Annotated in this window: 11 protein-coding genes; 6 read left to right on the top strand and 5 right to left on the bottom strand. The window is 68.8% G+C overall.

Annotated elements, in window-relative coordinates; genetic code table 11:
- Window positions 1-2: 2 nt before the first annotated feature.
- Both VF557_06425 and VF557_06420 read right to left on the bottom strand, forming a co-directional pair.
- Window positions 3-1,289 (bottom strand): DUF5667 domain-containing protein, encoded by a 1,287-nt coding sequence (locus VF557_06425; protein ID HEX8079827.1) that lies wholly within the window; start codon window positions 1,287-1,289, stop codon window positions 3-5.
- A gap of 123 nt (window positions 1,290-1,412) precedes the next feature.
- Window positions 1,413-2,234, bottom strand: a complete 822-nt coding sequence (locus VF557_06420; GenBank protein ID HEX8079826.1) for a sigma-70 family RNA polymerase sigma factor — start codon at window positions 2,232-2,234, stop codon at window positions 1,413-1,415.
- 301 nt (window positions 2,235-2,535) lie between these two features.
- Between VF557_06420 and VF557_06415 the strand changes: the two genes are divergently transcribed.
- The 6 genes from VF557_06415 (at window position 2,536) to VF557_06390 (ending at window position 9,366) form a co-directional block, all read left to right on the top strand.
- Entirely contained in the window at window positions 2,536-4,107 is a 1,572-nt protein-coding gene (locus VF557_06415; protein ID HEX8079825.1) for an AMP-binding protein, read from the top strand.
- Window positions 4,108-4,112: 5 nt separating this feature from the next.
- Window positions 4,113-4,361, top strand: a complete 249-nt coding sequence (locus VF557_06410) for a glutaredoxin family protein (protein HEX8079824.1) — start codon at window positions 4,113-4,115, stop codon at window positions 4,359-4,361.
- Between the two features lie 251 nt (window positions 4,362-4,612).
- Window positions 4,613-5,395 carry a redox-sensing transcriptional repressor Rex gene (locus VF557_06405; protein HEX8079823.1) on the top strand — a complete coding sequence of 261 codons (783 nt, stop codon included), beginning with the start codon at window positions 4,613-4,615 and terminating at the stop codon, window positions 5,393-5,395.
- On the top strand, window positions 5,392-6,861 hold the full coding sequence (locus tag VF557_06400; GenBank protein ID HEX8079822.1) for a glutamyl-tRNA reductase: 1,470 nt from the start codon (window positions 5,392-5,394) through the stop codon (window positions 6,859-6,861). Before VF557_06405 ends, VF557_06400 begins: the two co-directional genes overlap by 4 nt.
- Window positions 6,862-6,868: 7 nt before the next feature.
- Window positions 6,869-7,813, top strand: a complete 945-nt coding sequence (hemC, locus tag VF557_06395; protein HEX8079821.1) for a hydroxymethylbilane synthase — start codon at window positions 6,869-6,871, stop codon at window positions 7,811-7,813.
- Complete coding sequence (locus VF557_06390) at window positions 7,810-9,366, top strand: uroporphyrinogen-III synthase (protein HEX8079820.1); 1,557 nt, start codon at window positions 7,810-7,812, stop codon at window positions 9,364-9,366. The genes hemC and VF557_06390 overlap by 4 nt, the downstream gene beginning before the upstream one ends.
- A 68-nt stretch (window positions 9,367-9,434) precedes the next feature.
- Here the strand turns inward: VF557_06390 and VF557_06385 are convergent, their stop codons facing one another.
- The 3 genes from VF557_06385 to VF557_06375 form a co-directional block, all read right to left on the bottom strand.
- Window positions 9,435-10,085: a DUF6318 family protein gene (locus tag VF557_06385; GenBank protein HEX8079819.1), complete on the bottom strand. Its 651-nt coding sequence runs from the start codon at window positions 10,083-10,085 to the stop codon at window positions 9,435-9,437.
- Between the two features lie 236 nt (window positions 10,086-10,321).
- On the bottom strand, window positions 10,322-11,749 hold the full coding sequence (locus VF557_06380; protein ID HEX8079818.1) for an ATP-binding protein: 1,428 nt from the start codon (window positions 11,747-11,749) through the stop codon (window positions 10,322-10,324).
- 286 nt (window positions 11,750-12,035) lie between these two features.
- Window positions 12,036-12,512, bottom strand: coding sequence for a hypothetical protein (locus VF557_06375; protein HEX8079817.1), 477 nt, complete (start codon window positions 12,510-12,512; stop codon window positions 12,036-12,038).
- Between the last annotated feature and the right edge of the window lie 315 nt (window positions 12,513-12,827).

Raw genomic sequence — 12,827 nt, 5'->3', positions numbered from 1 at the left:
GGTCAGGGGCGGGAGACACCCGGCAGGGTCGGCAGCGTCGGCAGGATGCTGCCGACCGCCCCGGGCAGCGTGGCCGGCAGGGTGCTCGACCCGATCACGATCGGCCCGAGCGAGCTGGGCCGGCCGGTCGGCAAGCTGGACGGCAGCGCCGGCGGCGGGGCCGACGTCAGCGAGGACGGCAGGCTCGAGGCCGTCGGCGACGATCCCACCGGTTGCGTTCCCGCCGGCTGTCCTGCCGGTTGCTGTCCCGCCGGTTGCGTGCCCACCAGACCACCCGCCTTGCCGGAGCTGGAACCGCCGGACCCGCCGAGCGGCGGCAAGGACAGGCTGGGCAACGACCCGGACGGCCCGACCGGCGAGCCCAGGCCGGGAACCGGCACCGGCACGGTGGCCGCTCCGCCGCCGGGCGCCGGGCGGGGCACCGCGGCGCAACCGGTGCACGGCAGCGGGCCCAGCTCGTCGGCCAGCGCCTGGGCCAGGCAGGGGCAGCCCATCGAGCTGGTGAGCTGGTCGGTGCGGGTGGCGATCCGTTGCAGCAGCAGTAGCGAGGCCTGGGCGCGGGTGCGCAGCGCGCCGGCCGGGATCCGGTCCCGGATCTCGGCCATCAGGGTGCGCTGCTGGGGTAGCCAGCCGCTCATCTTGGCCAGCGGCTCCTTCGACAGCTGGGCCACCGCGGCCCGGCCGAGCAGCTGCATGCCGTGGACGCTGTCGTCGTCGGCACTGTCCAGGGTTTCGGTGACCAGCGTGGCGATGCGCGGGGTGAAGCGGGGTGTTCCGGCGCTGAGACCACCCGCGGTCGCCATCGCCGACGGCTGCGAGAGCAGGTCGGCGACCTCGTGCATCCGGTTGCCGGCCAGCTGCAGGTAGGCCTCGCCCTTGGCGACGTCGTTGCCGGCCAACGACAGCTGGACGTTCTCGCTGGCCCGCTTCACGCCGTACAGGGACTGGCCGGGCAGCGAGCCGCTCGACATCCAGACCGCCATGCCGAGCAGCAGGGTCAGCACCGTCGACGCACCGGCCAGGGCCAGCACCGGCCGGCGCAGCGTGCGCAGGGCGCGGCTGCCGGCCGCGCTGGACCGGCGGTCGGCGGGTGCGGCCTCGGCCGGGGACTCGGACACGATGCGGGCAGTGATGGCGACCAGCTGCGCGCGCAGCTCGGCTCTGAACCGGATTTCGGGTGCGGGGCCGGGCAACGTCCGCAACCGGCTGATCAGCTCAGCCTCGACAGCCGAGCCACCAGCGGCGCGATCACCGCGGGCCCAACGGGCGGCAGATCTGCCGACGCTCATCGCTGCCTCCCAGGCTTGTCGGAACTCAGCATCCGGACGCCTGATCGGCGGTACTGGCCTGCTTCGTTGCATTCAACGACAGCGGGCTCCTGCGGTTACTCGATTTCGGCCTACTTATCAGATTCACGTGAGTTCGTCGCCGAGCACGCTGGCCAGCCTCTTGACGGCCCGGTGCTGCAGGGCCTTGATCGCCCCGTCGTTCTTGCCCATCACCGACGCGGTCTCAGCCACCGACAGGCCGTTGAGGAACCGCAGCACGATGCATTCCTTCTGCTCCTCGCCCAGGGTGTTGACCGCTTCCAGCAGCCGGGCGTTGGTCAGCCGGGTCAGCACCGCGAGCTCGGGGCCGGCCTCCACCTCGTTGCCCTCGATGACCTCACCGGTGGTCAGCTCCAGCCGGAACCGGGCCGATTTCGTGTGGTCGAAGACGATGTTGCGGGCGATGGTGATGAACCAGGCGCCGATATCGCGTCCCTGGTAGTTGATCGAGGAGATCCGGCGCAGCGCGCGCAAGAAGGTCTCGGAGGTGAAGTCCTCGGCCAGGGCCCGGTCGTTGACCCGGTAGTAGATGAACCGGAACACCGAGTCCACGTACTGGTCATACAGCTTTCCGAACGCCTCGCCGTCGCCCTGCTGGGCCGCCCGGACCAGGGTCCACATCGCGGCGTGCTCAGCCTCGATGTTCGAGGTGTCGCCGTCGTGGGGCAGCGGTATCTTTTCCCGCGCCGGGTCGTTGGAGGATCCGACATCGCCGGACGCGCTGGACGGGCCGGCACGAGTGGCAGTGGGCGGGGAGGTCGATAGCGGAAAGTTGACCGCCGACTCCACCGCGTCCATGGAGGCGCGCGTCAGGTCCTGGACCGCCCGCGCCACCAGCTGGGCGAGCTCTGCCCAGCCCTGAGTGGCTGCCGCGGGTAGGCGCACAGCCACGCCGGGGACGCTCATCAGCCAAGCCCGCTTTCGTGGTTCGAGTGCGCCGCCAAACGACAGCCATATTTCGTGACCTGGACGGTACCTGTACAAACGTTCCAGGACGAGTACCAAGTGGTTACTCTCTGTTGATGCCTGAGCTGCCATGGCCCGGCCGACCGGCCTGGCGTCGTGGCGTACCCGCCAGTAGCTTGTTAGTCGAACCGGCCTACGCACGTTCCGCGCCGGGGTCCAGGGAGGTCTGGTGACTGTCGAGTCGGGCGGGTGGCAATCCGGCCCATCGAGCCCATCGAGCCCATCGAGCCCATCGAGCCAGGTGGGCGGTCAACCGTCGACGTTCGGCGAGCTGCTGGAACGGGCGGCGGCGCAGCGGCCTGCCGAGGTGGCGCTGATCGACGCCGAGCGCCGCTGGACCTGGCTCGAGCTGCGCGAGGCCGTCACCGACCTGGCGGCCGGCCTGGTCGAGGCCGGCATGCGGCCCGATGACCGGCTGGCCATCCAGGCGCCCACCACCGCCGAATTCGTCGTGGTCTACCTGGCCGCGCTGCGGGCCGGCCTGGTGATCGTCCCGGTGAACCCCGGATACACGCTGCCCGAGCTGGACCACATCCTGGCCGACTCCGGCGCCCGGATGCTGGTCACCTCGTCGGTGGCCGTGGTCGCCACCGCCGACGAGCTGTACCAGCGCCATCAGCAGCTGAGCCAGATCGTGGTCGCCGCCCGGTCCGGCGCGGACGGGCTGCCCACCGTCACCGAGCTGCTGGCCAGCGGCCGGACCGCGGCCGGCGGCCCGCCGCAGGGCCTGGACCGCACCGGCGAGCAACTGGCGGTGCTGCTCTACACCTCCGGCACCTCGGGCGTGCCGAAGGGCGCGATGCTGCCGGTGCGCGCGTTGCTGGCCAACCTCGCCCAGGTGGCCGAGCTGCGGCCCTCGCCGATCAGCGCGCGGGACCGGATCTACCTGCCGCTGCCGCTGTTCCACGTCTTCGGGCTCAATGCCGGGCTGGGGCTTGCACTGTACTTCGGCGCGAGCGTGGTGCTGGTGGCGAAGTTCGACCCGGCCGCCAACCTCGAGCAGCTACGCGCCGAGCAGGCCACCGTGGTGATCGGCGCCCCGGTGGAGTTCGCGATGTGGGCCGGCCAGCCCGACCTGGCCGACGGCTTCGCCGGCGTCCGGTTCGCCCTGTCCGGCTCGGCGCCGCTGTCGGCCGAGCTGGTGGCCCGCTACGCCGCCGTCGGGGTGCCGCTGTTCGAGGGCTACGGGCTGACCGAGGCCGCTCCGGTGATCAGCCTGAACCTGACCCCCACCGGCCCGGACAGCTGGGCAGAGCCCAAGGCCGGCTCGGTCGGGCGGCCGCTGCCCGGCGTCGAGGTGCGGCTGGTCGACAGCGACGGCGAGGCCGTGGAGGTGGGTGACCTCGGGCTGCTCGAGGTGCGCGGGGCGAACCTGTTCCTCGGTTACTGGCCCGACGCCGCCGACGGCCCGGACTCCGAGGGCTGGTTCAGCACCGGTGACCTGGCGGTGGCCGACGACGACGGCGACTACTACCTGGTCGGCCGGCGCAGCGACCTGGTGCTGGTGAACGGCTTCAACGTCTACCCCGCCGAGGTCGAGGCGGTGTTCAGCAAGCTGCCCGGGGTGGCCGAGATCGCGGTCCTCGGGGTGACCGAGAGCGAGACCAGCGATTCGATCGTGGCCTACGTGGTGCCCGCGCCGGGCGCCGTGCTGGATCCGGAGGAGCTGCTCGGTCAGGCCGGGCGGTCGCTGGCCCGGTTCAAGCTGCCCAAGCAGATCATCGAGGTGACCGAGTTGCCGCACACCGCCACCGGCAAGGTGATGAAGTGGCGGCTACGGGCCGCCGCCGGGCAACCGGCCAGCCGGAGCTGAGCCTCATGCCCGCCAACCAGCATCGTGTCACCCTGATCACCCGGGACGGCTGCCACCTGTGCGATGACGCCGAACGGCAGCTGGCCGCGCTGTCCGGCGAGCTCGGGTTCGAACTGGAGCTGCTGGACGTCGACGCCGACCGGGCGCGTGCCAACGAGTACTCCGAACGGGTGCCGGTGATCCTGATCGACGGCGCCGAGCACGGTTACTGGCACCTGGAAGAGGCCCGGTTTCGGGCTGCCCTGCAACGCTGAACCGGCGTGGCCAGCACCTCACGGCGACGCCTCGCGCGGACGTCCGGGCAGCGGGCATTCGGGCAGGCTGGCAGGCTGCGAGTAGCAGCGCCGGGCGGCGCTCAGAACGCTCTTACCACACGGGTCAGCGATTTTGTGAATGCCTTCACAAAGGCGTACGGTTCATCGCTGTCGACCCCTTTACCACACCGGTCTGCCCCTCGTGCGGGGGGCCACGGCTCAGGCCGCGACCGGTCCGTTTCGAGGAGCACATGATCGCGCAGCCACATCAGCTGAACGCGGTCGGCGACCACGCTGACCCGCGGCCGGTCACGGCTACCGATCAGCGCTCGATCCCGGAGGCCACCGTCGCCCGGCTGGCCACCTACCTGCGCGCTCTGATCGGCCTGGGCGAGCACGGGGTGGCCACCGTCTCCTCGGAGTCGCTGGCCACCGCGGCCGGTGTGAACTCGGCCAAGCTGCGCAAGGACCTGTCCTACCTGGGCTCCTACGGCGTGCGCGGCGTCGGCTATGAGGTCTCGGTGTTGACCGAGCAGATCCACAAGACCCTCGGCCTGCACCAGAACCGGGCCGTCGCCCTGATCGGCCTGGGCCACCTGGGGCAGGCGCTGGCCGGCTACGCGGGCTTCGCCTCCCGGGGCTTCCGGATCTCGGCGCTCATCGACGCCCACCCGGCCCTGGTCGGCACCCGGCTGCGCGGGCTGACCGTGCAGCACGTGGACCGCCTGGACGAGGTCGTCCAGCGGGAGAAGATCGCGATCGCCGTGGTCGCGGTGCCGGCTGCCGCGGCGCAGGACGTCTGTGACCGGCTGGTGGCGGCCGGCGTGACCTCGATCCTGAACTTCGCGCCGACGGTGCTGAACGTGCCCCCGCATGTCGACGTGCGCAAGGTCGACCTCGCTGCCGAGCTGCAGATCCTGTCCTTCCACGACAACCGCAAGGCCGGCCGGGCGGACTGCGGGCCGGCCACCGCCGAGCCGGCTGCCGCCATGTCTGCCACCGAGTCGATCAGCAAGGTGGCGGTGGCTCGGTGACCCTGCTCGTCGTCGGTCTCTCACATCACTCCGCTCCTGTCCGGGTGTTGGAGCGCGCCAGCATCCCGCCGGAGGGGCTGGTCAAGGTTCTGGACGAGCTGCACCGCAGCGAGGCCATCTCCGAGGTCGTGGTGCTCTCGACCTGCAATCGGATCGAGATCTACGCCGACGTCGCCCGGTTCCACCCGGCTGTCGTCGACATCTCGACCACGCTGGCCCGGATCGCGGGCATGGGCGTGACCGAGCTGGGCGATCACCTCTACGTCCACTTCGACGAGGCCGCCGCCGACCACCTGCTGCAGGTCGCGGCCGGCCTGGATTCGATGGTGGTCGGGGAGTCCCAGATCCTGGGCCAGCTGCGCAACGCCTACGCGACCGGCACCCAGGCCGGAACGGTCGGCAAGGTGCTGCACGAGGCGAGCCAGACCGCGCTGCGGGTCGGCAAGCGGGTGCACACCGAGACCGGCATCGCCCGGGCCGGCGCGTCGGTGGTGTCGGTGGCGCTGCAGCAGGCCGCCGACGTCCTGGGCGGTGTCGAGGAGCTGATCGGCAAGCGGTTCGTGATCCTGGGCGCGGGCTCCATGGGCGCCCTGGCCGGTGCGACGTTGCAGCGGCTGGCCGGCGGCGCGGCCCTGGACGCGGTGGTGATCAGCCGCAGCCCCGACCGGGCGCAGCGGCTGGCGCAGAGCGTCGGCGGCCGGGTCGGTTCGAAGGAGTTCCTCGCCGATGAGATCGCGCGGGCCGACGTGCTGATCTCGTGCACCGGCGCGACCGGCCTGGTGGTCGAGAGTCCCGACGTGCGCCCGCGGGCCGGCCGTCCGCTGGTGGTGCTCGACTTGGCGCTGCCTCGCGACGTCGACCCGGCGGTCTCGCTGATGGCCGACGTGCACTATGTCGATCTGGACGTGCTGCGCAGCTCCGGGGCGATGGTCAGCGACGCCGAGGTGGCGGCCGCGATGGCGATCGTGGCCACCGAGCTGCGCGGCTATCTGACCAGCCAGCAGGTGCGGGCGGTCGCGCCGACTGTCACCGCGCTGCGGGCCCGGGCGGCGCAGGTGGTGGACGCCGAGCTGCTGCGGCTGGACAGCCGGCTGCCCGGCCTGGAGCCCGCGGTTCGTGAGGAGCTGGCCAGCGCGGTCCGCCGGGCCGTCGACAAGGTGCTGCACGCCCCGACCGTCCGGGTGAAGGAACTGGCCGCCACGCCGGAGGGCAACTCCTACGCGGCGGCGCTGCGCGAGCTGTTCGACCTCGACCCGGCGCGGCCGGGCTCGGTCACCGCGGTCAAGCGCTCCGAGCCGTTGGACGCCGACTCCCTCGACGAGGGACCGCTGGGCGGCGTCGTCGGTCCGGATGGCGTTGTGGGTCCGGACGGCTCTGTGGGTCCGGACGGCTCTGTGGGTCCCGATGGCTCTGTGGGTCCGGACGGCTCTGTGGGTCCGGACGGCTCTGTGGGTCCGGGGCGGTGAGCGGCTGATGACGATGACTCGCACCATCCGGGTCGGCACCCGCGCCAGCCTGCTGGCCCGTACCCAGACCCAGCTGGTGATCGACGCCTTCGCCGGCAGCAATCCGGACGTGCCGGTGGAGGTCGTCTTGGTCTCGACCGAGGGTGACCGCTCGTCGCAGCCGCTGGAGCAGATCGGCGGCACCGGAGTGTTCGTCTCCGCGCTGCGCGAGGCGCTGCTGGCCGGCGAGATCGACGTCGCGGTGCACTCGTTCAAGGACCTGCCGACCGCGCTGGCGCCCGGCATCGCGCTGGCCGCGGTGCCGCAGCGCGAGGACCCGCGGGACGCGCTGTGCGCGCGGGACGGGCTGAGCCTGCTGGAGCTGCCGGCCGGCGCCCGGATCGGCACCGGCTCGCCGCGGCGCACCGCCCAGCTGCGCGCGTTGGACCGCGGCTGGGAGATCGTGCCGATTCGCGGCAACGTCGACACCCGGCTGTCCAAGGTGGGCTCCGGTGCCGACCAGCTCGACGCGGTGGTGCTCGCGGTGGCCGGCCTGCACCGGCTCGGCCGCGGCGAGGTCATCACCGAACTGCTCGACCCCATTCAGGTGCTGCCGGCAGCCGCGCAGGGCGCGCTCGCCGTCGAGTGCCGGGAGTCCGACGAGGACGCCCGGGCACTGCTGGCGCCGCTCGATGACCACACGACCAGGGCGGCAGTCGCTGCCGAACGGTCGTTGCTCACTGCCCTTGAGGCAGGCTGCACCGCCCCGGTGGGGGCACTCGCCGAAATCACCGAGGGTGATGACGGCTTGCTCGAAGTTTTCCTTCGTGGCTCGGTCACGGCGATCGACGGCAGCGATGCCGTCCGGCTGTCGGCGTCCGGTCCACTCAACACTGCCGAGGAGATCGGGCTGCGGCTGGCCGCGGAACTGATCGATCTCGGCGCGAACATCATGATGGGGAGCTCGAAATGACCCGAGCGCGTAAGTCCGTCGGCAAGGTGTCCTTCGTGGGCATCGGCACGGGCGACGCTGGATTGCTCACCGTGCGCGCCGCGGAGGTGCTGGCATCGGCCGACGTGGCCTACGTCGATGCCGCTGTCTCCGACGCCGTGCGGGCACTCATCCGCGGCGAGGTCCGCCCGGCCGACACGATACCCGCAGACGCCGCCAAGGCGCTGCTGGTGGAGGCACGCAACGGCCTGGCGGTGGTGCGAGTGGTGTGCGGCGATCCGTTCGGCTCGGACGCCGTCACCCGCGAGGTGCTGGCCGTCGGCAAGACCGTGGTGCCCTTCGAGATCGTTCCGGCGCTGTCGGTGGCGGCCGCTACCACCAGCTACGCCGGCGTGCCGAGTGGGCCGGTGCGCACTGAGGTCGACCTGCGGCAGGGCCAGCCGGTCGACTACGAGGCGCTGGCGGCAGCACCCGGCACCCTGGTGCTGACCCTGGATGCCGACGAGGTCGGGCCGGTGGCGGAGCAGCTGGTCGCCTCCGGGCTCAAGCCCGACAGCCCGATGGTGGTGACCTGTGCCGGCACCACGACCGCGCAGGTCAGCACGGCCGGAACCCTCGCCGAGGCCGAGCTGTCGGCGACCGGCATGTGCGGCTCAGTGGTGCTGACCATCGGCAAGGCCGTCGCCTCACGCGAGAAGCTGGCCTGGTGGGAGTCCCGCGCGCTGTTCGGCTGGAAGATCCTGGTGCCGCGCACCAAGGAGCAGGCCGGCGCGATGAGCGAGCGGCTGCGTGACTTCGGCGCGGTGCCGGTCGAGGTTCCGACGATCGCCGTCGAGCCGCCGCGCACGCCAACCCAGATGGAGCGCGCGATCAAGGGCCTGGTCACCGGCCGGTACGAGTGGATCGTGTTCACCTCGACCAACGCCGTCAAGGCGGTCCGGGAGAAGTTCGAGGAGTTCGGCCTGGACGCCCGGGCCTTCGCCGGCGTGAAGATCGCCTGCGTCGGTGAGCAGACCGCCGACGCGGTGCGCGCCTTCGGCATCCGGCCGGAGCTGGTGCCCAGCGGCGAGCAGTCCTCGGAGGGCCTGCTGGCCGACTTCCCGCCGTATGACGACGTGCTGGACCCGATCGACCGGGTGCTGCTGCCGCGGGCCGACATCGCCACCGAGACGCTGGCCGAGGGGCTGCGCGAGCGCGGCTGGGAGATCGACGACGTGACCGCCTACCGGACCGTTCGGGCGGCGCCGCCGGCGGCCGAGATCCGTGACGCGATCAAGTCCGGTGGCTTTCAGGCGGTCTGCTTCACCTCGTCCTCGACGGTGCGCAACCTGGTCGGCATCGCAGGCAAGCCGCACAACAAGACGGTGGTGGCCTGCATCGGGCCGCAGACCGCGGCGACGGCGCGCGAGTTCGGGCTGCGGGTGGACGTGCAGCCCGAGACCGCGAACGTGGCGTCGCTGATCGACGCGCTGGCCGAGTTCGCGGTCAAGCGCGCCGAGGAGGAGCGGGAGAAGGCGGCCGCCGCGCCGGCCCGCCGGTCGCGTTCCACCTCGCGGAGCCGCACGGTTCGCTAGCCGTATCGCTTAGGCGGGCATCATTCGTAGGCCTTCGGGCGTGCGGTGGTGCCCGCTTTTGTTTGCCGTCATCGTGCGGCAGCGAAATAAGTGACCTGCCAGCGGTCCGAAGACGCTTTCACGCATAGCTTCCACCGGAAGTTCGGATGGGCGGCCTCCTCGGTGAAGACTGTGCCGGCGCGGTCCACTACAGAGTGAGCCGTGCTATCCACGTTGACGGTCGAGCAGAAATCGGCTGGCGCAGTGACCGGACCGACGGGCGTGGCTATGGCGGGACGAATGGTCAGCCGGCCTCCTTCGTACCAATGACGCACAGCCGCAGTGTTCCGGACCTCGGTGGCGAGGTCGTTGCACAAGCCGCAGGACGGGCCCGAGTAGTGCCTCATGTACGAGGGATTGGTGGTGGCGTAGGCCCAGTCGAGGGTGCGCAGAAAGAACTCGGCGAAGGCGTTGGCGCCCGCCTGGGTCCGGGCCCGGGCGGCTGCCGGATACAACGGCGGTTTCTCGCCGGGCCTGAGGTTGCGGCCGGTCAGCGGCACGTCTGCCGGGTACGCCTGGTCAGTCGGGGCGGGGCTAGCGGAGGGTGACGCGGCGCTGGTGCCGGGTGCCGTGCTTGCCGCCGTCGAGGCGTTCGGCTTGGCCTCGCCGGTGCAACTACTGACCAGCAGCGCCGAGGCAGCGGTCAGCACCAGGACAGCTCGCCGCATCCACTTGCCCATGACGACATGATCCTTGAAGGATCTTGTACCCGGGCGATCGGCACCGGCGTGCGGACTACTCCAGTCAGACAGATCCGGACGTTTGGCCGTGCCAGCTCGCCGTAGTTCAGCGTCGTGCGGTCAATTTCATTGTTGATAGTGAAGGTGGTTCAGAATAGCTATTGGCGTAACAAAGGGGCTAGTCACAATCTGGTTCAGGTCGCTGACCGCGTAATAACTTGGCGTGAGCTGGTGTGTCAGTCAGTCCTTAATTCCCAGATTGCCCGGGGGTCCTTCGGAGACTTGCCCGTCCGCTTTATTAGACCTTCGTCGGCAAGGGCTCTAAGTCGGATCAACGTAGCAGGTCGGCTAAGGCCGAGCGACGAGGCGAGGTCCCCTGTTCCGAGCGAACCACCTGCGGCACGAAGGCTGTTGAGGACACTCTGGCTCCCGCGTGGCAACCGTTGGGCGATCTCCGGGTCAAGTCTTGGAATGGCGGTCAAAGTGAGGCGAACCGTTCCGGCGGTTTGCTGGTAGATTGGATCACTGAGACCCATCAACTGCATCTCTTCGAAGATTCGTTTGATGCCTTCACCGAGCTCTTGACCGATTCTTAAATCTGCGCATACCCGTGCTATTCGCGGGTTCCGAGCAAAACGACTTATCTCAAGCGGTCGTGCGGGATTAGCTAACCCCGGAAACCTGCCTGGGCTTTCGATCTCGATTCTGTTGGGATAAATTTCAACACGTATGTGATCGCCTCCCAGACTGTACGATCGATGGATTACGGCATTTACCAGACCTTCGAGCCATGCGTCTGTTGGAATGATCGAAGTGGGCTCAAATTTCCCATTAATGAGGGTGCGCCGCTTGGGCATCCACTCCTCAATCTGCTTGTGCGCTTTCTGAATTGCCCACGGTATGGCACCTTCAATACGTCGATCAGCGTTGTCGTCCAGTCCAAGCCGCGCCCCCGTCCCGCGTTCGTTAGTTAAAAATCGTAAAACCCGGATGTACGCTTGTGGGAAAAGATCTTGGGGATGACGACCGAAGAGCAGATAGGCCGCGTTGGTAAGTTTCCCTGCTCGATCAAACAGGCTGCGTGCCCCGAATAACACCTCAACTGGCTGTTTAATTCCGCTACGCTGACGGTAATTCTCAACAAGCTTCGGATCAAGGTCAGCCATAGAAGCGCCGGCTACTGTAAACCCATCATACTGAGCTTGACCTTTGTCAAACTCTAATTCTTGGCGTTGAATGAAGCCAAGTTTGTGGGAGGAGTCGCCAACTCGCAAGTAACACTCGCCATTGGTGAGTTCGTGCACGCGCTCGCTGGTTTCCACTCGTATTACAACGATCGTGTCAATCACGCCATGATCATTGATGCACGGCAGTTCCTCGAGTCGAGCGCGTACCGGCGGGTTCGTCATATTTACAGAAGTCTGGCGAATCTCATTAAGCTTTCTTATGTTATTTCCGAATCCACTTACTTTACCGTTCGAGACCCCCACCACGACTACGCCGCCTTCTGCGTTGGCCAGCGCAACGAGAGTGACGGCAAGATCTTTAGGGGCGATGCTCGAGCCCTTCCGCTCGAACCATTGATCCTCGCTCAGCGCAAGGATCTTTCGACCCACATCGCTCCGGCTAGCAGCGAGCGCTGCATCTACTTGATTCGATCCCATCCGTCTACTATAAACTTGTTAATGTAGCGAGAGGCGTAGGACGCGGCTCACAGCAGCGAGGTCGGGCCTCGGCGCGCCGCCCCGGCCCTACTCGAAAGTTAGTGTCAAACAGTTCGAGGCGTTCCAGCCTCGTGCACCCCAGGAAACTCGGGCGTTTCTTTCCTGCATGAAAGCTACTCGAATGTCACCACGCGCTGCTGCCATCCGCGCGTGCTCGGCGGTGGTGGGAGTTACCCCAAGCATCTAGTCTCGCGTACGCCAGTTGGCTAGCTGGGCTCGCCGCAGTTCAGCGGGGCGGGGTCAGTGTGCTGCGGGATTGTTTGACGGTGAGGGTGGTTTGGGAGGGCTGGTTGGCGGTGACCTCGCCGGGGATGTCGGTCCAGGAGCCGGTGCCGATCCGGAACTGGGCCTGCCAGTACACCCGGGCGGTGACGGTGACCGGGCCGCGTTGGGTGTAGTTGTGCCCGAACCGGTCGGAGCAGTCTCCGCAGTCCTGGGCCGGGTCGTAGGCGGTGCCGGGTGTTGCGGTCAGGGTGTCGGCGGTGCCGTCGCCGAAGTCGAACTCGGTGCGGTCATAGCGCACCCGCAGGCTGACCGGAAAGCCGATCAGGCTGGCCCGGCCGAGATCGACCTCGGCGGCGGTGTCGACCCAGAACAGGGTCCGCAGGTTGACCAGGGCCGTGCCGGTGCTCGGCGAGACTCCCAGTGCGGGAGGCCGCAGCAGCCGGATCACCTCATCGCGCAGGGCCGCGGCTGAGGGCATCGGAGTGCTGACGCCGGCGCACCAGGCGGCGATGGGTACGGCGGTGTCACCTAAGGAAATAACGGTGATGAACTGGTGCGGGTTGGGTGTGCCGGGGATTGGAGGGCAAGGAAATCCCGTTGGACCACAAGCCTTGTTCCAGAAAGTGTGGTCGTCGGTTGCCGTGGCGTAGCCGCAGTCGATCACCAGTACCGGCGAACCGTTGTTGCCCGGCAGGTCGGTAGGCGTTACCCCGCAGGTACCCGATACGCCCACGGTTCCAGGACCAGATCCGCCGTACCAAGAGGTATCGACGTTGTTACCGCATCCAGATGC

The organism is Jatrophihabitans sp., from assembly GCA_036389035.1.
Lineage (GTDB): Bacteria > Actinomycetota > Actinomycetes > Mycobacteriales > Jatrophihabitantaceae > Jatrophihabitans_A.
The sequence above is the reverse complement of the archived record's forward strand: the minus strand, read 5'-3'. Positions and strand labels throughout refer to the sequence as shown.